Below are 18,735 nucleotides of genomic sequence, written 5' to 3' on the forward strand. Positions count from 1 at the left end.
TGATCGAGCGCAATCCGGTGCTGTTGCGGCATCGCTTGACGGTCGTCAATGCCGCGGGAAGGCGCGCACGTAAGGTGGTGCCAGGACCGGCCGGCGCCGGTGGCCGGCACCAGGCATCAGGTGTCAGGCACCCGCCGCGGCCGCACGCGCGCGGCGTGCAAGCCCGCGCCTTGCGCTTTTTACCGACTACGCGCCATGACCGAGATCGTTACCGTCACGTTGAATCCGGCCGTCGATGTCTCGACGTCGGTCGAGCACATCGTCGATACGCACAAGCTGCGCTGCGCGCGGCCACGGCGGGACCCCGGCGGCGGCGGGATCAACGTCGCGCGGACCGTTCACCGGCTCGGCGGCGACTGCGTCGCGCTGTACCTGGCGGGCGGGCCGACCGGCGATGTGCTGACGCTGCTGCTCGACGCCGAACACGTGCCGGCCGTGCGCATGCGGATCGCCGGCGAGACGCGCGAGAACGTCTGCGTGACCGAAACGGCGACGGGGCGCGAGTACCGGTTCCTGATGCCGGGGCCGTCGGTCACGGCGGCCGAGTGGCGTGACTGCGCGGCGCGCATCGCGGCCCTGCAGCCTGCGCCGCGCTATCTGGTGCTGAGCGGCAGCCTGCCGCCGGGCGCACCCGACGACCTGTACGCGACGCTCGCGCGGACGGCCGCCGCCAACGGCACCCGCGTGGTCGTCGATGCAGCGGGCCCGGCGCTGCGCGCGGCCCTCGACGCCGGGGTGCATCTCGTGAAGCCCAGCCTCGACGAGCTGAGTGCGCTGGCCGGCGAACCGCTCGACGAAGCGTCGGCATGCGGCAAGGCGGCCGAACTCGTCGCGCAAGGGCGGGCGGACATCGTTGCCTTGACACTCGGCGCGCGCGGCGCGTGGGTCGTCACGCGCGAGCGCGCGCTGCGCCTGCCGGGCAGGCCCGCGACGGTGTGCAGCACGGTGGGTGCCGGCGACAGCTTCGTCGGCGGGATGGTCTGGGCGCTCGCATGCGGCGCGCCGTTCGACGATGCATGCCGCTATGCGCTGGCGGCATCGGCGGCTTCGGTCGAGCATCCCGGCACCGCGCTGTGCACGCGCGCCGACGTCGAGCGGATTCATGCGGAACTGGTTGCGCAGGCAAGCGGCGCGGCGATTGCGCGTGGTACGGCATGAGCGTGCGCGCGATCGCCTGCCTGCTGCTGCTGTCGTGCTGGCCGCAGGCATCGTTCGCCGGCACCGGGGCGGGCGAGCCGGTGCCGCAGCGCGTGCTGATCCTCGTCTATCACCGGTTTGCCGCGCAACGCCTGGATTCGATGACGGTGCGCACCGGGACCTTCCTCGATCAACTGCATGCGATCGAGGCGAACGGCTACCGCATCGTGCCGCTCGCCGACATCGTGCGCTGGCACGCGGGGCAGGCGAACGCGCTGCCGGCGCGGGCGGTCGCGATCACGGTGGACGATGGTCACCGCTCCGTCTATGACGTGCTGCGCCCGTTGCTGGCCGCGCATCCGGTACCGGTCACGCTGTTCATCTATCCATCGGCGATCTCGAACGCGAGCTACGCGATGACTTGGGATCAGCTGCGCGTGCTCGGGCAATCCGGCGGATACGATATCGAATCGCATACCTACTGGCATCCGAATTTCCGCACCGAGCGCGCACGGCGGTCTGAGGAGGACTACCAACGATTCGTGTCGTTCCAGTTGAGCCGTTCCCGCGAACGGCTCGAGTCGGAAACCGGTCGGCCGGTCCGGTTGCTGGCCTGGCCGTTCGGCGTCCATGACGCCAAAACCGATCAGTTGGCCGCGCGCGAAGGCTATGTCGCGGCGTTCACGATCGACGCACGGCCCGTTCGGCTCGCGGATCCCGCCATGGCGCTGCCGCGCTACCTGATGTCGGATGCGTGTGATACGCGCTGCATGAACGGATTGCTGCAAACCGCGCGGGAGCGACCGTGATCGAATGCCCGATTGCGGGTACGCCACCGTCGTTCGCGGATGCCGTTTCCGTTCGGGTTCACGCCCGGCAGAACGTCATGGAGGCAGCACAATGGCCGCGGTCCTGCTGCGCGAGCCAACGACAGGGATATCGGGATCGGCACGCGGGTACGGGAAGGAGCCACCATGCCGTGGGATGACGAACGCTATCCGCCGGCGATGCGGAACCTGCCGCCGCCGGTGCGCGGCAAGGCGATCGAGATCGCCAACGCGTTGCTGCGACGAGGGCGTGCCGAGGGCAGCGCGATCCGTATCGCGATCGCGCAGGCGAAGCGCTGGGGGCGGGTGCATGCGGCATCCGCCGACGCTGTCGAGCGGCGGCGCTAGGCCCTGCACTGAACCGGGCAGGTGCCGGCGTCCGGCGTGCGTTCGAAGGCTGTCGCATGCAGCCGCGCGGCCAGCACGCAGGCAAGCAGCATGACGCCCACCGCGATGCCGTGAACCGGGTTGCGCAGGCACGACGCAACCTGGTCGCTCCTTGCAACGCCGAACAGGCACCACAGGCAGAAGTGCTCGCAGTTGTTGGTGAGCAGCCGGTAGCGGCATTCGCCGAGGCGCGAGGCCGCGCGCCGCGCCGCTTCCGTGCCGTCGTACAGGGGCCGCGTGTGTCGGACGATCGCGAGTTCGAAACCGGCGCAGAAGCCGTCGATGGAGACGATTTCAACCGGGCCGCCGCTCAGGCTGTGCGCCAGGCCCGCGTAATGGATCACGTTGCCGTCGCCGATATAGATCCCGTGATGCACGTAACCGTGGCGCCGTGTCACGAGGTGGGCGCCGACCGGAAGGTCGCGATCCGGCATGGCGTCGTCGGCTTGTGCTGCGGTCGGGTGAGTCATGGCCAGCTCCTGGATCTCGCGGCGGCCGGCTGGAAAACCGGCTTGCCGGCCGCGGAACACGTTGCGTCCTGTCACGTCTCCAGTATTGGCGGCGGACCGGGGCCCGACAATCAGCGTGGTCCGAGCTTGCTGTCCGATGTCGGGGCGTCGTGTCGGAAATTTCCGACGCGCCGTGCAATATCGGCTGACAGCCGGAACGGACAATGGCGCCGGCCTGTCGCCGCTCCAGGCCGGGCAGGCACGCCGTACCGCCCGATCGGCTGGCGGGTGCCGCCGGGCACGCCACTGGCCTGTCGGGTGTGCTTGACCTGCGTCAACGGGAAATCGACGTTCCGCGCGACGCTGGCTTCGTCAACGATGCGCATGCGTCACGTCGCGGCACGCCGGCCGTGACGCGCCCGAACGAACGAGCCGCATCGCCACCCGCGTGCCTGAACCGGGAGAATGAAATGCGAACTGAAATCGCCGGGTCGCTGCTGCTGTCGGCCTGTTTGCTGGCCGCCGCCTCGAGCGCGACGGCTCAAACGTTGCCCGAGCCCGTCGAGCAGAATGGTGCCGTGTACGTCACGGGCGGCATCGGTGCGGAGGAGGTTGCTGCGTTTCGCGCCGCCGCGCCGCGTTACAACCTGCGGATCACGTTCGCGACGAAGGGGGGGCACTACTTGTCGGACGTCGACGTGATGTTGACGTCCGGCAAGTCGACGGTCCTCGACGCGCACACGGCCGGCCCGTTCCTGTTCGCACGCGTGCCGCCGGGACGCTATACGGTGTCGGCGCGCGACCAGGCCGTCCAGGAAGTCCGGCATGTCGTCGTGCCGGCGCGCGGCGGTGTCGAAGTGCGCTTCTACTGGCAGAACCCGGAGCGACGCGGTGTGATACGGCTTTGCGGCGGATGTCCGGGCACCGGTACGCGTGCAGGGCCCTAGACGCCCGGTTCGATCGATGCCGGTCGGGCGGTGGCGCGTGGCGGACCGTTGATCTGCCTCACGTGGCGTTACGCCGGATTCGCAACAATGTCCGCACGAATTTGCGTCGCGAGGTGTGCATTGAAGATTCAGGCAATCGTCAGTGGGGCGCGTGCCGGGCGGCACCGGCACGCGCCCTTGCGATACGGGTGGCAGGGCGTGGTGATGCTCGGCCGCGTGCTCACATACATGCTGCTGGCGCTCGCGTGCGTTACCGGCCGGGCCGGAACCGTCTCGGTGACGGTGGTCGATGCCGGCAGCGGCCGGCCGGTGGCGGGTGCGGTCGGGTATGCGTCGGGCAGCACCCTGATCGCGTCGGCCGTCGGAGAATTTGCCGCGCCGTCGGCCGACACGACGCTCAGCGTGACCGCACCCGGCTATGCGCGCACGGAGGTTGCGCTCGCCGTCGGGGAAACGACCCGCACGGTGCCGCTCGTGCCGTTCCGCCCCAAGGCCGTCTACCTGTCGACTTACGGCATCGCGGATCGCACGCTGCGCGACGCGGCGCTCGCGCTGCCGGGCCGCACGGCCGTCAACGCGTTCGTGATCGACGTGAAGGGCGATCGCGGCATGACGCCGTATCGCAGCGGCGCGCGCGACGCGATCGGCGCGACCGGCGAGCCGGGCCCGCGCGTGGCGGACCTGTCGGCGCTGATCCGCGAATTCCACGCGCGCGGGCTGTACCTGATCGCGCGCATCGTCGTATTCAAGGACGATCCACTCGCGGTCGCCCATCCCGACTGGGCCGTGCGCGACGCAGCCGGCGCAATCTGGCGCGATCGCGAGCACCTGCGGTGGATCGACCCGACCGTGCGCGCCGCGTGGGACCACAACTTCGACGTGGCCGAGGAGGCTGCGCGGATGGGTTTCGACGAGATCCAGTTCGACTACCTGCGTTTTCCCGACGCGAGCGGCCTGCGGTTCGGCGAGCCCAACACGGAGGCGAATCGCGTGGCCGCGATCACCGGCTTCCTGGAAGGCGCGCGCACACGGCTGCGGCCCTACAACGTCTACTTGTCGGCCGACATCTTCGGCTACGTGTGCTGGAATACCGACGACACGCAGATCGGGCAGCGGCTCGGCGCACTGGGCGGGTTGGTCGACTACATTTCGCCGATGCTGTATCCGTCGGGCTTCACGTGGGGCCTGCCGGGCTGCCGCAAGCCGACCGATCATCCCGGCGAGATCGTCGGGCGCTCGCTCGCGGAAGCGATGCGCCGCACGGGGCTCGACGGCGTGCGCTTCCGGCCGTGGCTACAGGCGTTTCGCGACTATGCGTTCGACCGGCGCGCCTTCGACGCGGCGGATATCCGTGCTCAGGTCGACGCCGCCGACGCGGCCGGCACGGACGGATGGATGCTGTGGAATCCGCGCAATCGCTACGATCCCGCTGCGCTGCCGCGCTGACCGGCGCGTTGCTGTTCGCGCTGATGCCGGCCGGTGCCGGCGCAGCGCCTGACGGGTCGACGGCGCCGCAGCGGCAGGCTGCAACGATCGATGCGGCGATCGCCGCCGAGATCGCCGACGGCCATCTTGCCGGCGCGGTGGTCGAGACGGGCGATGCGTACGGCGTGCAGGTGCGGGTGGCGCGCGGCCTGCGCGTGACGGGTGAGCATGCCGAGGCGATGACGGCCGAGACCGTCTTCGATCTCGCGTCGCTGACCAAGCCCGTGGCGACGGCAGTCGCGATCATGCAGCTCGCGGAGCGCGGCCTGCTGAACCTCGACACGCCGGCCGCGCGCTACTGGCCGTCGTTCGCTGCGCACGGCAAGGGCGCCATCACGATCCGCCAGTTGCTCGCGCACATATCGGGATTGCCGGCCGGTGTGTCGTCGTCGCGCGTACTGCGCAGCCGTGCAGCGGTGCTTGCCGACATCGTCGCGATGGCGCCTGTGGAGTCGCCCGGCACGCGTGTGCGCTACAGCGACGTCAACTACGTGGCGCTCGGCGAGATCGTCGAGCGCGTGTCGGGACAGCCGCTCGACGTGTGGTGCGCGGCTCACGTATTCGCGCCGCTCGGCATGGCCGACACAGCCTTCAGGCCGGGCGCCGCGGTGCGCTCGCGTGTCGCGCCGACGATCGTGCGTGACGGCCGGCGGCTCCGGGGGCGCGTGCACGATCCGATCGCGGCGGCGATGGGCGGTGTCGCGGGCAATGCGGGGTTGTTCGCGAGCGCCGATGACCTCGCGCGCTTTGCGCGCATGCTGCTGAACGGAGGCGCCCTCGGCACCACACGCGTGCTCGGTGGCGATCTCGTCACTGAGCTCGAGACGCCGGTCACGCTCGACGCCGAAGGCGACTGGCATACGCCCGGCTGGCAGGTCGGGCCGCCGCTCGTCGCGAACCGCTACCGGTTGCCGCCGGCTGGAGCGCTTCAGCATCTCGGTTACACGGGCACGGCGTTGTGGATCGATCTCGTGACGCGCCGCTTCGCGATCGTGCTGACGAGCCGGCTGTATCCCGACGAAACCGGCACTGCGATGCCGTTGCGCGCACTCGTGCTCGGCATCGTATCGAGCTCGGTTGTGCCGGTAGCGCCGTCGCAGATTGCAAGGCGCGTCCCGACGATGGTGGCGGCCCTTGCGCTGGCAGGCCGGTTGCCGGTCTCGCGTGGGCCGGTGCAGGCCGGCATCGACGTGCTCGCGGCGAGCGGCTTTTCCGCCGTGACCGGCAAGCGAATCGCACTCCTGACGAACCGAAGCGGATTCGACCGATTCGGCCGACGCACGGCCGACCTGCTCGCGCATGTTCCGGGCGCACGACTTGTCGTGCTGTTCGCGCCCGAGCACGGGCTCGGCACGGATGTCGACGAAACGTTCGGCGACACGACCGACGCCGCGACCGGCGTGACCGTTCACAGCCTCTACGGCGACCGCCGCAGGATCGCGCCCGAGTGGCTTGCCGACGTCGACGTGCTGGTGATCGACCTGCAGGACGCCGGCGTGCGCTTCTTCACCTACCTGGCGACGCTCGGCTACGCGCTGGAGGCGGCGGCCGCCGCGCACCGCCCGGTGCTCGTGCTCGACCGCCCGGACCCGCTGGGCGCCGACATGGCCGGTGGCCCCGTGGCCGATGCGGAGCCGGCCACGTTCACCAGTTATTACCCGTTGCCGCTGCAGCCCGGCATGACACTCGGCGAGCTTGCGCGGTTGTTCAACCAGCGCCTGCACACAGGCGCGGCGCTCACTGTGGTGCCGATGGCGAACTTCATGCGCGCGATGCGTTTCGACGATACGGGCCTCGGCTGGGTGCCGCTGTCGCCGAACTTGCGAGATGGCGTCGCAGTGTCGCTTTATCCGGAGGCGGGGCTCATTGAGGGGGCGGCGCTCAGCGTGGGGCGCGGGACCCCGACGCCGTTCGGCGTGATCGGCGCGCCGTGGATCGACGGGCGCATCCTCACCGGCGATCTTCGTGCGACGGGGCTCGCTGCGACGTTCACGCCGGTCCGCTTCGTGCCGACGGAGGGGCCGTATCGCGGCAGTTTGTGCGAGGGCGTGCGCATCGAGCGGCAGCCCGCCGCGACCCGACCGGGTGAAATCGGGCTGGCGCTTGCGCTGGTGCTGCACCGGCATTATCCGACGCAATTCCGGATCGATGCGATACGTGCGTCGATCGGCTCGCGCGAGGTGGCTGACATGCTGGACGCGGAGCAGTCGCTCGGCGATATCGAACGGGTTGTCGAGGCTCAGAATCTTGGGTTCGCGCGCGAGCGTGCGTCGGTTCTGCTGTATTGACAGCACAATCGGCCGCAAATTGGATGTCGCGCAATACCGCGCTGAAGCGAACCTGGCGGCCCGACAGGTCGCGGCGTATGGCCCCGCAGGAGCGGTGCGGATTGTCAATTTTGCACAATTGCGTCTGGCGGTTTTTATAGAGCGTCCGATCTGCCGGGGTACCCTGTCCTCGTGCCGCCAGACGGCGCGTCCCCCGAAGCGCCCTTACTGATTGCCTGTATCCGCTCCACGAGCGTCCGCGGAGCCGGAACCTGCGGCTGTGGAAACAGTGTGAAGAACCCGCGGGCGTGATCCAACGCCATCAGGGTTCGGATAAGCGTCTCGATATTACCCACACCGGTCAGTTCGAACCGCTTGTACGTTCTGAGAGCTATTCCAGCTTTTTCTGCAAACGCTGACTGGGAATAGCCGTTTCTAACGCGTTCACCTCGGACGCGCATAGCGAGATACTTGGCAATGTCGCGGTCGTTCGCGGATCGCAGAAGATCGAGCTGCTGGTCGGGCGTCATATCTAAGTGCCATTTCTGGCACCACCTGTGGATAACATGATGGCGCAAGAGTAACAAATCGGGCACAATCCGTCACATGTATTTCGCCGCCCGTCGCCTACCACCCTCAAGCGACATACGGCCGAAGACAGTCTCATCAGTGAGGGGGCACGCCGGACAACGCAAGACGAACAATGAGTACGGAACCGACGTTTCAGCAGTTCTCGCTGTTCGAGAACGAATCGAATGTCAGCATAGACGCAGATACCGGCGAAAAAACGGCACCCGGCAAATACAGCAACTTTGTCGTGTATGTTGACGAAAGCGGTGACCACGGCATGCAGACGCTGGACGCCAACTATCCAGTTTTCGTGCTCGCCTTCTGTGTGTTCTACAAGCGGCACTACAGCGAAAAAGTGGTGCCAGCGCTTCACAAGTTCAAGTTCAACCATTTTGGACATGATCTTGTCGTGCTTCACGAACACGAAATTCGGAAGGAGAAGGGTGCTTTCCGCTTTTTTACAAATCGCCAACATAAGCAGAATTTCCTGACGGATCTGACGAGCATCATTGAGGTCAGCAACTTCATCCTAATCAGTTGCGTGATTGACAAAGCGAAGCTTCGCGAGCGGGGTGACACTGACAAGAACCCGTATCACTTAGCGCTCGGGTTCTGCCTCGAGACTCTGTATGAGTTCCTTCAGGAGAAGAATCAGGACGGTGCCTTGACGCACGTCGTCGTCGAATGTCGGGGAAAAAGGAGGACAACGAGCTGGAACTGGAGTTTCGCAGGATTTGTGACGGCGCCAACCGGCTGGGTATTACGCTGCCGTTCGATGTCATCTTTGCCGACAAGAAGGTCGATTCGCCAGGCCTACAATTGGCTGACTTGGTCGCCAGACCCGTGGGAATGAGCGTTCTGCGGCCGGAACAGGAAAATCGGGCATTTGAAATTCTGAAGCGAAAGTTCTATTGCAGCGGGGGACGAGAGCAGCTTGGTATGGGTTTCGAAGACTGGGGACTTAAGATCTTTCCGACCCCATAAAGCGAAAAGCCCCGGTGAGACTCACCGAGGCTTGGACGCCGACCGGGTACTCCCAGTCCACTTGGCAATATTATGGGGCGCCAGCCGGTCGCTGGCAAGTACTTGCCAGACTTTCCCCCTGCGAAAGCGGATAGCGCCTTCCGCGTTAGAGTAACGACATGCAATAAATTTGACATAAGAGAATCTAACGAATTAAGCGATTCTCATAAATCAAGCCGCCCCGAAACGATGTCGGATTCTCGCTCCCAAGTAGATCCTGGCGAATCATCCTAGGGCGATAATAGTGTAGATTCCCGTTCTCCGGAGATCAAATGCCGAAATCGTTCCAGCGCTTCACCCTCAAAGTGACGCTTCAGCACATCGATCCACCCATCTGGCGTCGGATCGAAGTCGAAGGAACTGAATCGCTGCGCAAGCTGCATCACATTCTGCAAGCAGCTTTCGGGTGGGAAGACACTCATCTCCACGACTTCCTGATCAATGGCATGACCTACGCCATGTTGGAGATCGATGACGTGGCGGACTTCGCTGACCCGGGTACGACTGCAGATGACCGGAAGATTCGTCTGCAGGCGATCCTGAAGCCAGGTTCGCGCTTCGTCTACCGATACGACTTCGGGGACGGCTGGAATCACACCGTCGTCGTCGAGAAGACGGAAACGATCGAGGGCCAACCGTGGGGAGAAGCCCAAGTCATTGGCGGCGCCCGTGCTTGTCCGCCGGAGGACGTTGGCGGTCCATTGGGCTATGAGCGGTTCCTGAATACGCTTTCCAACGATCCGGACAGTGAAAAGGCAGAGCGTTATCGAAACTGGATCGGGTCCGGCTTCGACGCGGAATTGTTCGATTTGCGTGCTGCCAATGCAGCGCTGTTGCGCATGGCTTCCAACCGTTGGGGCAATCGGTAACTCAGACTGCGTCAAGACTCTGGGCGGAATGAAGACGGTGCGGCTGGACTTCATGACTCTAACGAGACTGCCGTATGTCTATAGAACCTTAGCGCAACGCCGATAAGTACCATCTACTGAGCTCAGTGTTGCGCTGAAGCGGCTGATCTGCGGCGCGGAACGCAACACCTCAAAATGTACCAGTCAGGGTGATAATTCACGTTATGTAAAGTCACAACCACTGGTCTGTATCGATACGACTGCAGCCCGACGGCCTCTCAGTCAATCAAACCCCAAAGAACGCCAACCCCGCCACCACGATGCCGATCGCGGCTACGCCGATCGACAGCCCCTGCATCCATGATTGCCGCGTGAGGATCGTGATAGCTGCCAGTGCAATCGAGATCTGGATGACGGTCGTCGCCTGCGACCATCGATGGTGCCGGTGCATCCGCTCCTCGCTCGCCGCGTTATTCTTCTCGACTTCCTTTTCGAGCGCCTCGGCGCGTGCCCGGATCGGTTCCTTGTCGGCACGGTATCTCGCGGCATCCGTCTCGAACCGCTTTCGCTGCGGCGATGTCTCCGGGCTCAACGCCGCACCGAGTTCGGCGAGATTCTGCTTGTCACCCTTCGCCTGGTAGTAGGCCCACTGATTTGCAGCCTCGGTTTTCCTGATCGCGCGTCATTCTTGTAGAGCAGCGCGAGGCTCTCGTCGGCACCGCTCTGGTAGGCCGATATCGCGCCGAAGCACGCAAGCACGGCTGTCAGCACTGCAATGCGCGACGTACCTCGATCGCCACCATGAGACTCGTGATGTTCCACCGCATGGTCGTGAGGGCCATGAACTTCGTATTCTTCAGACATTCGTAGCAAACCCGCAAAAGTTGAATGAATTTGTCGTCGGCTGGCCGTTTGGCTAACGTTAAACGCCACTCCTGCCATCCGACGCATGCGAAACCATCCATGATGGCCGGACAGGTTCGAATGTTTCAAATATATGCAATTCGATCGTAATTGTTTTAGTTTCGATTAAATTCACCTCTTTCACCAACCTTGTCATCCGTCATTTCATTTCCTATAAATCACTGGTGCCAAGTCAATCGAAAATGTAGCGGCGACACTCGAGACAATCACCCCAATAGAAGGAAATTGAATGCCCGGCATTCAATAAACCAATGCTGCGGCGTGTCCCGCCGTCTCGGCCGTGACCGCTGGCGTTGTCCGGCGCCATCATGGTCGATCTGCCATCGCCCAGCCGGATTGGATCACCACAAAATTCGCCGGAATCGCGGCCTTTGACGATGCCGGCGCGCCATGCGTCCGAAGCGCATGGTGCTGTTCTCGAAGGCGCGGGGAAGCATCCAACCTCTTCAAGGTGAAAAAAATGAGTCTCAATCCGATTGAAAATCAGCCACACGGGACCTTTGCAGAATTCGCCAATACTGCCCCTGTTTCTGCCATTGAGGTCGATACATTCAAAATGGCGCTCTATTACGACGGCGTGCAGTTGGGCTGGCTTGGCCAAAACAGCGGCGAATGGGCCGTTCTCGTCGATTCCGCCGCGAAAGCGTTGACGCTCGAACAGTACCCTTATAACGGCGTGACGTATTATCGGATCCTCGGCACCAGCCGATATATGTCCGTCAGCAATAACGCCTACGTTGGTTTCTATAACTGGATAGGCGCGCGCGGATGGACGCGCCAGGGCTCGATTTTGATTTCCGATTTCAACCACCAGAAACTGTCGCTCTATTCCAAGGACAACGCGTATTTGTATGCGTGGGATGCCTACACCGTGCTCGATGTGAGGTTCGACGAGCAATAACGCACGACGCTTCGCCCGCTGGCTTGAATTTCCGGCGGCGACACGGCGCAGGAAGCGGCGCATCCCCCGGCGACACCGGCGGGATGCCCGCCGGGTTGCGCCATTCGCATTCATCCCACGATCAAAAAGGGAAACGCAATGACCTTCAAGATTCTCAGTTGCGATGGCGGCGGTATCCGGGGATTGATCACCGCCCTGCTCATCCAGGACCTCGACCGGCGCAGCCGGATCATCGCGAGCGCCGACGGCTTTGCCGGCACATCCACGGGCGGCCTGATCGCCCTGGGGCTCGCCCGCGGTGTATCCATTTCCGAGATCGTCGATATCTACAGGACGAAGGGCTCGGTGATCTTTCGGGAAAACGGTGCGTGGCTGGCGCAAAAGCAAGCACTCGAACAGCACACGCAAGCACTCGAACAAGGCACGGTCCTGGCTGGTCCGGGCGTGTTCCAATGCCAGTATGTCAACACCGGGCTACAGGAGATCGCCAAGTCGCTGGTCGGCAGCGGCAAGCTGGCGGATCTGTCCCGCTTCGTCGCAATCAACTCGGCGCGCCTGTGGGATCCGCCCACCAAGAGCTGGGCTCCGTGCACCTTCTCCAACGGAAACGGCAACGCCTATCGTAACGTCAGCCTGTTCGATGCCGCACTTGCCACGTCGGCAGCGCCGACGTATTTCCCGCCGTACGAAATCGCCGGGCTTGGCTATTTCGCCGATGGCGGCGTGTTTGCGAACAATCCTTCCGTGTCCGCCATTGCCGAGGCGCTGGCCAGCACTCGCGCAGGCAGTCTGGACGATGTGCGCCTGTTGTCGCTCGGCACCGGAACCAGCCCCGTGGGCATTCCCCCGGACGCTGTCGTCAACCCGTTGACCTGGGGCGTTTCGAAATGGCTGTGGCCGCTCGAAAGCGGGCGCGTACCGGCAGCAGCCCTGCTCGGGCTGACGATGGATACGACGGCGGCGATCGCCGCACAACAGGCCGGGCAGATACTGAACGCCCATTACCAGCGCGGAAATTTCGTGCTCGGTCAAGCCGTCGCCCTCGATGACTGGCAAAAGGCGCCGGAACTGGAGAAGGAAACCCAGGCGTACATGAGAACCGCCGAGTGGCAACGTGTGTGCCAGTGGGTGGAGCAATTCTGGCGCTGATCGCTCGTCGATAGCCGGGCTTTCGTGAGCAGCAGGCGCTGCAGGTGCCGACGGCGAACGAATCAGAAACAACGAGGCCGGGCAGAACGCCCGGCGCTCGGCAACGCCAGCCGCGTGCGGACCGCAAATGGCGGCACGCACGCGGCCAACCTGCCATCAGACCACCCTCAGACGGCCATCACCGTCACCGACTTCGTAACGAGATACGGCTCCAGCGCTTCCGGCCCGCCTTCCGACCCATAGCCCGAATCCTTCACGCCGCCGAACGGCATTTCCGGCCACGGCGTCGCCGGCTGGTTGATCCACAGCATCCCGACTTCGAGGCGCTGCGTCAGCAGATGCACGTTCGCGAACGAACGCGTGAACGCGTAGCCGGCCAGCCCGAACGGCAAACGGTTCGCCTCGGCGATCGCATCCTCCAGCTTGTCGAAACCGCGGATCGCCGCGACCGGGCCGAACGGCTCGTTGTTGAACACGTCCGCTTCGAGCGGCACGTTCGCGATCACGGTCGGTGCGAAGAAGTTGCCTTCCGCGCCGATCCGCTCGCCGCCGGTTTCGATGCTCGCGCCGACCTTGCGCGCGTTGTCGACGACCGACGCCATCGCGCTCAGGCGCCGCGGGTTCGCGAGCGCGCCGAGCGTCGTGCCTTCGTCGAGGCCGTTGCCCACCTTCAGTCCTTCCGCATGCTTGACCAGCGCGCGCGTGAATTCGTCGCGGATGCTGTTGTGCACGAGAAAGCGCGTCGGCGAAATGCAGACCTGCCCCGCGTTGCGGAATTTCGCACCGCCGGCGGCCTTCACCGCGAGCGCGACGTCCGCATCCTCGGCGACGATCACCGGTGCGTGGCCGCCCAGTTCCATCGTCGCGCGCTTCATGTGCTGGCCCGCGAGCGCGGCCAGTTGCTTGCCGACCGGCGTCGAACCCGTAAACGTGACCTTGCGGATCACCGGGTGCGGAATCAGGTACGACGAGATTTCAGCCGGATCGCCGTACACGAGGCCGATCACGCCCGCCGGCACGCCCGCATCGACGAACGCGCGCAGCAGCGCGGCCGGCGACGCCGGGGTCTCCTCCGGCGCCTTCACGAGGAACGAGCAGCCGGTCGCGAGCGCGGCGCTCAGCTTGCGCACGACCTGGTTGACCGGGAAATTCCACGGCGTGAACGCCGCGACCGGGCCCACCGGCTCCTTCACGACCGTCTGCTGCGCGCCGAGGTTGCGCGGCGGCACGATCCGGCCGTACACACGGCGGCCCTCGTCCGCGAACCATTCGATGATGTCGGCCGCCGACAGTACTTCGACGCGCGCTTCGGTGAGCGGCTTGCCCTGCTCCTGCGTCATCAACTGCGCGATCGTGTCCGCGCGCTCGCGCACCAGCGCGGCCGCCTTGCGCATCGTCGCCGCGCGCTCGTGCGCGGGCACCTTGCGCCATGCTTCGAAGCCGCGCTGGGCGGCGGCGAGCGCGCGGTCGAGATCGGCGATGCCCGCGTGGGCCACCTTGCCGATCGGCTTGCCGGTCGCCGGGTTCACGACGTCGATCGTCCTGCCGCTCGCGGCGTCGACCCACTCGCCGTCGATCAGCAGTTGCGTATCCGTATAAGTCACGTTAGCCATCCAGACACCCCTACATTGCGTCGATAAAACGCGCGCCGCCGCGAACGGCCGCGCGCCGGTTGACAGAAAAAGCCATGCCGCCAGGGCAGGCACGCACCCGGCGGCATGGGCGGCAGGCACGCCGGCCCGCCCTCGTTTCGCGGCGCCCCGCGCTCAGTGCGCGGCCGCCGTCGCCTTGCGGAGTTTCGCGACGTCCGCCGCCTGCACGGCCGGCGCGCCGTTGTTCCAGCCGGCGCGCATGAACGTCAGCACGTCGGCGATCTGCTGGTCGTTCAACTGGTTCGAGAACGCCGGCATCGGATACGCGGACGGCACGCCACCGATCACGAGCGTGTCGCTGCCGTTCAACGTCACGTTGATCAGCGACGATGCATCCGCCTCCAGCACGTTCGGATTGCCGGCGAGCGGCGCGAGCAGCGGCGCATAGCCGCGCCCGTCCACCCCGTGGCAATGCAGGCAGTAAGCGTTATACACCTTCGCGCCCGGATCGGCTGCCGGCCGGCCCAGCGCGACCTGCGTCGCCTTCGGATCATAGCGGTACGGCGGCGCGCCCGTGCCGCCTGCTGCCGGCAGCGATTTGAGATAGCGCGAGATCGCGGCCAGATCGTCGTCGGTCAGTTCCTGCGTGCTGTGGTTGATCACGCTCACCATCGAGCCGAATGCGGTCGCGTGCTGATTCGCGCCGGTCTTCAGGAACTGCGCGACGTCCGCCTCGTTCCAGCGGCCAAGCCCGGTGTTGTGCTCGCCGGTCAGGTTCGACGCGAACCAGTTGTCGATCGACGCGCCCGACAGGAACGCCGCGCCGCTTTCGTCGAGCGCCTTCTCCTGGAAGCCGACGCCGCGCGGCGTGTGGCACGACCCGCAGTGCCCGAGCCCCTGCACGAGATACGCGCCGCGGTTCCACACCGCATCCTTCGCCGGCTTGTCCGCGTACGGTGTGGAATCGAGGAACACCATGTTCCACAACGCGAGCGGCCAACGCATGTTGAGCGGCCACGGGATGTCGGACGGCCGGTTCGCCTGCTTCACCGGTTCGACGCCGTGCATGAAGTACGCATACAGCGCCTTCACGTCGTCGTCCTTCAGCTTCGCGTACGACGGATACGGCATCGCCGGATACAGGTTGTGGCCGTCCTTCGCGACGCCCTTGCGCAACGCGCTGGCGAAATCGGCCTCGGTATAGCCGCCGATGCCCGTATCCGGATCGGGCGTGATGTTGGTCGTGTAGATCGCGCCCATCGGCGTGACCATCTTCAGGCCGCCCGCGAACGGCGTGCCGCGCGGCGCGGTATGGCACGCGACGCAGTCGCCGGCTTTCGCGAGATACGCGCCGCGAGCGACGAGCGCGCTGTCGGCGGGCGCCGTTTGCGCGGCATGCGCGGCCGTGCCGGCCAGCAGTGCGGACAGCGAGAGCAGCGACGCGCGCAGCGCGTTCAGGTTCAAGGTGAGATGTCGCATGGTCGTCCCTCCCCTCAGGCCGTTTTCAGCTGGTTGCCGACCGGCAGCTTGCGCAGCCGCGTGCCGGTGGCCGCGAAGATCGCGTTCGACAGCGCCGCCGCGGTCGCGGCCGTGCCCGGCTCGCCGATCCCGCCCGGCGCCTCGCCGCTCTTCACCAGATGGACTTCGATCGGCGGCACCTCGTTGATTCGCATCATCCGGTAGTCGGTGAAGTTGCTCTGCACGACGCGGCCGTCCTCGATCGTGATCTCGCCGTACAGCGCGCCCGTGATCCCGAAGATGATGCCGCCCTGCACCTGCGCCTCGATCGTGTTCGGATTCACGACCATCCCGCAATCGACCGCGCACACGGCGCGCTTGACCTGCACCTCGCCGCCGTCCACCGCGACGTCGATGACGATCGAGAAGAAGCTGCCGAACGCATGCATCACCGATACGCCGCGCCCCTGCCCCTTCGGCAGCGACGTGCCCCAGCCGGCCGCCTTCGTCGCGACGTCGAGCACGTTGCGGGCGCGCGGCGACTTGTCGAGCAGCGCGCGGCGGTACTGCACCGGGTCGGTCTTGGTCTGCGCGGCGAGTTCGTCGATGAAGCTTTCGACGACGAACGTGCTGCGCGTCGGCCCGACGCCGCGCCAGAACGCGGTCGGCACGTGGCGCGGCTCCTGGCGCACGTAGTCGACGAGCTGGTTCGGCAGGTCGTACGGCAGTTCGGCCGCAACCTCGACCGCGTCGGGATCGACGCCGTCCTTGACCGCGGGCGGCGCGAAGCGCGCGAGGATCGACGAGCCGACGATCCGGTGCTGCCACGCAACCGGCTTGCCGTTCGCGTCGAGGCCGGCGGAGATCTTGTCGTAGTAGCACGGCCGGTACATGTCGTGCTGAACGTCCTCCTCGCGCGTCCAGATCACCTTCACCGGGGCATTGACCTGTTTGCCGACCTTCACGGCCTGGCCGATCATGTCGGTTTCGAGCCGTCGGCCGAATCCGCCGCCGAGCAGATGGTTGTGCACGACGATCTTGTCGGGCGACAGCCCGGTCAACTGTTGCGCCGTGTCGCGTGCGCGGGTCGGCACTTGCGTGCCGACCCAGATGTCGCAGCCGTCGCCGCGCACGTGCACCGTGCAGTTCACCGGCTCCATCGTCGCGTGGGCGAGCAGCGGCTGTTCGTAGACGGCATCGACGCGCGTCTTCGCGTTCGCGAACGCCTTGCCGACGTCGCCTTCCTTGCGCGCGACCGCGCCCTTGCCGTTCGCCGCCGCCTGCGCGAGATCCGCGAACAGATCCTTCGTCGACACCTTCGCGCCCGCCCCTTCGTTCCACTTCACGACGAGCGCCGATGCGCCGCGCTTCGCGGCCCACGTGTGATCGCCGACCACCGCGACCGCGTTGTCGACGCGCACGACCTGGCGCACGCCGGGGATCTTCTTCGCGGCCGTGTCGTCGACGCTCGCGACCGTGCCGCCGAACACCGGGCTGTTCACGATCACCGCGTACAGCATCCCGGGCAGGCGCACGTCCAGCCCGAACTGCGCGGTGCCGTCGACCTTCTCCGGCGAATCGAGGCGCTTCGCGGGCGTGCCGATCAGCTTGAAATCCGCCGGCTGCTTCAGCACGACGTCCTTCGGCACCGGCAGCTTCGCCGCCGCGTCGGCCAACTGGCCGTACGATGCGCGCCGCCCGCTCGGCGGATGCTGCACTTCGCCGTTCGCCGCGCGGCAGCTCGCCGGATCGACGCTCCACTGCTTCGCGGCCGCCGAGACCAGCAGCGTGCGCGCGGTGGCGCCCGCGCGGCGCAGCGGCTCCCACGCGTAGCGCACCGACGTCGAGCCGCCGGTAAGCTGGCCGCCGAGCAGCGGATCGAGGAACAGTTTCTCGTTGGGCGGCGCATGATCGAGCGTCACGCTCGACAGCGGCACTTCGAGCTCTTCCGCGATCAGCATCGGCAGCGCCGTATAGACACCCTGCCCCATCTCGACCTTCGGCATCACCAGCGTGACCTTGCCGGCGCGGTCGATCTGCACGAACGCGTTCGGCGCGAACACGCCGGGCGGCGCGGGTTCGGCGGCGTCGCCGCCGATCACCGAGCGACGTGTATCGTCACCGGCCGCCGGCAGGCTGAAGCCGAGCAGCAAGCCGCCGCCGGCGGCGGCGCCGAGCGACATGCCGAGTTTCAGAAACGACCGGCGCGACACGCCCGCGCCGGCCCGACCTGCTTCGATCAGTCCGCGTGACATGTCAGGCTCCTTTTGCGGCTTGTTTGACGGCCGCGCGAATCCGGTGGTACGTGCCGCAGCGGCAGATGTTGCCGGCCATCGCCGCGTCGATATCCGCATCGCTCGGGTTCGGGTTCGATGCGATCAGCGCGGTGGCGGCCATCACCTGCCCCGACTGGCAGTAGCCGCACTGGACGACGTCGAGCTCGCGCCACGCCTGCTGGACCTTGTGGCCGGCCGGCGTCGCGCCGACGGCCTCGATCGTCGTGATCTTGCGGCCGGCGACGGCCGCGACCGGCAGCACGCACGAACGTGCGGCCACACCGTCGAGATGCACGGTGCACGCGCCGCATTGCGCGATGCCGCAGCCGAACTTGGTGCCGGTGAGGCCGACGACGTCGCGCAGCACCCAGAGCAAGGGCATGTCGTCGGGGGCGTCGACCGAGCGGGTTTCGCCGTTGATGTTGAGGGTGATCATTCAGCCTCCGGGGCCGTTGTATTTGGGGAAGCGGCGCGAACGAGGCGCGCTGCGCCGCA

14 protein-coding genes and 2 pseudogenes are annotated in these 18,735 nt (G+C 66.0%); 10 read left to right on the forward strand and 6 right to left on the reverse strand.

All coding sequences use genetic code 11. The features are described 5' to 3' along the window. Positions 1 to 195: 195 nt before the first annotated feature. From C5F75_RS22950 to C5F75_RS22960, 3 genes are all read left to right on the forward strand, one after another. Positions 196 to 1,158 carry a 1-phosphofructokinase family hexose kinase gene (locus C5F75_RS22950; protein ID WP_060009727.1) on the forward strand — a complete coding sequence of 321 codons (963 nt, stop codon included), beginning with the start codon at positions 196 to 198 and terminating at the stop codon, positions 1,156 to 1,158. After that, positions 1,155 to 1,946 (forward strand): polysaccharide deacetylase family protein, encoded by a 792-nt coding sequence (locus C5F75_RS22955; RefSeq protein WP_104012788.1) that lies wholly within the window; start codon positions 1,155 to 1,157, stop codon positions 1,944 to 1,946. Before C5F75_RS22950 ends, C5F75_RS22955 begins: the two co-directional genes overlap by 4 nt. Positions 1,947 to 2,111: 165 nt before the next feature. After that, positions 2,112 to 2,312 carry a DUF2188 domain-containing protein gene (locus C5F75_RS22960; protein ID WP_060009733.1) on the forward strand — a complete coding sequence of 67 codons (201 nt, stop codon included), beginning with the start codon at positions 2,112 to 2,114 and terminating at the stop codon, positions 2,310 to 2,312. On the opposite strand, the gene C5F75_RS22965 is transcribed toward C5F75_RS22960, so the two are convergent. Continuing rightward, positions 2,309 to 2,821, reverse strand: a complete 513-nt coding sequence (locus C5F75_RS22965) for a lecithin retinol acyltransferase family protein (RefSeq protein WP_060009736.1) — start codon at positions 2,819 to 2,821, stop codon at positions 2,309 to 2,311. The two genes, C5F75_RS22960 and C5F75_RS22965, sit on opposite strands and share 4 nt — an antisense overlap. Before the next feature lie 449 nt (positions 2,822 to 3,270). Between C5F75_RS22965 and C5F75_RS22970 the strand changes: the two genes are divergently transcribed. From C5F75_RS22970 to C5F75_RS22995, 5 genes and pseudogenes are all read left to right on the forward strand, one after another. Then, positions 3,271 to 3,747 (forward strand): hypothetical protein, encoded by a 477-nt coding sequence (locus C5F75_RS22970; RefSeq protein WP_060009739.1) that lies wholly within the window; start codon positions 3,271 to 3,273, stop codon positions 3,745 to 3,747. A gap of 204 nt (positions 3,748 to 3,951) precedes the next feature. Next, a complete protein-coding gene (locus C5F75_RS22975; RefSeq protein ID WP_060009742.1) occupies positions 3,952 to 5,193 on the forward strand; it encodes a putative glycoside hydrolase in 1,242 nt (413 codons plus the stop codon). After that, positions 5,139 to 7,520 (forward strand): serine hydrolase, encoded by a 2,382-nt coding sequence (locus tag C5F75_RS22980; RefSeq protein WP_181035459.1) that lies wholly within the window; start codon positions 5,139 to 5,141, stop codon positions 7,518 to 7,520. The genes C5F75_RS22975 and C5F75_RS22980 overlap by 55 nt, the downstream gene beginning before the upstream one ends. An 826-nt stretch (positions 7,521 to 8,346) precedes the next feature. Next, positions 8,347 to 9,053, forward strand: a pseudogene (locus C5F75_RS22990) (DUF3800 domain-containing protein). Between the two features lie 311 nt (positions 9,054 to 9,364). Continuing rightward, on the forward strand, positions 9,365 to 9,961 hold the full coding sequence (locus tag C5F75_RS22995) for a plasmid pRiA4b ORF-3 family protein (protein ID WP_104012789.1): 597 nt from the start codon (positions 9,365 to 9,367) through the stop codon (positions 9,959 to 9,961). A gap of 265 nt (positions 9,962 to 10,226) precedes the next feature. Here C5F75_RS22995 and C5F75_RS23000 read toward each other — a convergent pair. After that, positions 10,227 to 10,804: pseudogene (locus tag C5F75_RS23000) on the reverse strand (DUF4337 domain-containing protein). A gap of 340 nt (positions 10,805 to 11,144) precedes the next feature. Between C5F75_RS23000 and C5F75_RS23005 the strand changes: the two are divergent. Together C5F75_RS23005 and C5F75_RS23010 are read left to right on the forward strand one after the other, a co-directional pair. Next, complete coding sequence (locus tag C5F75_RS23005; protein ID WP_226094201.1) at positions 11,145 to 11,765, forward strand: hypothetical protein; 621 nt, start codon at positions 11,145 to 11,147, stop codon at positions 11,763 to 11,765. A gap of 138 nt (positions 11,766 to 11,903) precedes the next feature. Then, positions 11,904 to 12,914: a patatin-like phospholipase family protein gene (locus tag C5F75_RS23010; protein WP_059574383.1), complete on the forward strand. Its 1,011-nt coding sequence runs from the start codon at positions 11,904 to 11,906 to the stop codon at positions 12,912 to 12,914. 167 nt (positions 12,915 to 13,081) lie between these two features. Here the strand turns inward: C5F75_RS23010 and C5F75_RS23015 are convergent, their stop codons facing one another. The 4 genes from C5F75_RS23015 to C5F75_RS23030 all read right to left on the reverse strand — a co-directional run bounded on the left by C5F75_RS23015 (position 13,082) and on the right by C5F75_RS23030 (position 18,676). After that, positions 13,082 to 14,527, reverse strand: coding sequence for an NAD-dependent succinate-semialdehyde dehydrogenase (locus C5F75_RS23015; RefSeq protein WP_059574384.1), 1,446 nt, complete (start codon positions 14,525 to 14,527; stop codon positions 13,082 to 13,084). A gap of 153 nt (positions 14,528 to 14,680) precedes the next feature. Next, positions 14,681 to 15,985, reverse strand: coding sequence for a c-type cytochrome (locus C5F75_RS23020; protein ID WP_059574385.1), 1,305 nt, complete (start codon positions 15,983 to 15,985; stop codon positions 14,681 to 14,683). 14 nt (positions 15,986 to 15,999) lie between these two features. Continuing rightward, positions 16,000 to 18,219, reverse strand: a complete 2,220-nt coding sequence (locus tag C5F75_RS23025; protein WP_059574386.1) for a xanthine dehydrogenase family protein molybdopterin-binding subunit — start codon at positions 18,217 to 18,219, stop codon at positions 16,000 to 16,002. A gap of 1 nt (position 18,220) precedes the next feature. Beyond that, on the reverse strand, positions 18,221 to 18,676 hold the full coding sequence (locus C5F75_RS23030) for a (2Fe-2S)-binding protein (protein ID WP_059574387.1): 456 nt from the start codon (positions 18,674 to 18,676) through the stop codon (positions 18,221 to 18,223). Positions 18,677 to 18,735 lie beyond the last annotated feature (59 nt).

The organism is Burkholderia anthinoferrum, from assembly GCF_002925705.1.
Classification (GTDB): domain Bacteria; phylum Pseudomonadota; class Gammaproteobacteria; order Burkholderiales; family Burkholderiaceae; genus Burkholderia; species Burkholderia semiarida.

Excerpts from the sequence above, each read along its gene's own strand:
- C5F75_RS23020 (WP_059574385.1), bottom strand. The coding sequence starts at position 15,985 with ATGCGACATCTCACCTTGAACCTGAACGCGCTGCGCGCGTCGCTGCTC.
- C5F75_RS22955 (WP_104012788.1), top strand. The coding sequence starts at position 1,155 with ATGAGCGTGCGCGCGATCGCCTGCCTGCTGCTGCTGTCGTGCTGGCCG.
- C5F75_RS23030 (WP_059574387.1), bottom strand. The coding sequence starts at position 18,676 with ATGATCACCCTCAACATCAACGGCGAAACCCGCTCGGTCGACGCCCCC.
- C5F75_RS23010 (WP_059574383.1), top strand. The coding sequence starts at position 11,904 with ATGACCTTCAAGATTCTCAGTTGCGATGGCGGCGGTATCCGGGGATTG.
- C5F75_RS23025 (WP_059574386.1), bottom strand. The coding sequence starts at position 18,219 with ATGTCACGCGGACTGATCGAAGCAGGTCGGGCCGGCGCGGGCGTGTCG.
- C5F75_RS22950 (WP_060009727.1), top strand. The coding sequence starts at position 196 with ATGACCGAGATCGTTACCGTCACGTTGAATCCGGCCGTCGATGTCTCG.
- C5F75_RS22980 (WP_181035459.1), top strand. The coding sequence starts at position 5,139 with ATGGATGCTGTGGAATCCGCGCAATCGCTACGATCCCGCTGCGCTGCC.
- C5F75_RS22995 (WP_104012789.1), top strand. The coding sequence starts at position 9,365 with ATGCCGAAATCGTTCCAGCGCTTCACCCTCAAAGTGACGCTTCAGCAC.
- C5F75_RS23015 (WP_059574384.1), bottom strand. The coding sequence starts at position 14,527 with ATGGCTAACGTGACTTATACGGATACGCAACTGCTGATCGACGGCGAG.
- C5F75_RS22965 (WP_060009736.1), bottom strand. The coding sequence starts at position 2,821 with ATGACTCACCCGACCGCAGCACAAGCCGACGACGCCATGCCGGATCGC.
- C5F75_RS22960 (WP_060009733.1), top strand. The coding sequence starts at position 2,112 with ATGCCGTGGGATGACGAACGCTATCCGCCGGCGATGCGGAACCTGCCG.
- C5F75_RS22975 (WP_060009742.1), top strand. The coding sequence starts at position 3,952 with ATGCTCGGCCGCGTGCTCACATACATGCTGCTGGCGCTCGCGTGCGTT.
- C5F75_RS22970 (WP_060009739.1), top strand. The coding sequence starts at position 3,271 with ATGCGAACTGAAATCGCCGGGTCGCTGCTGCTGTCGGCCTGTTTGCTG.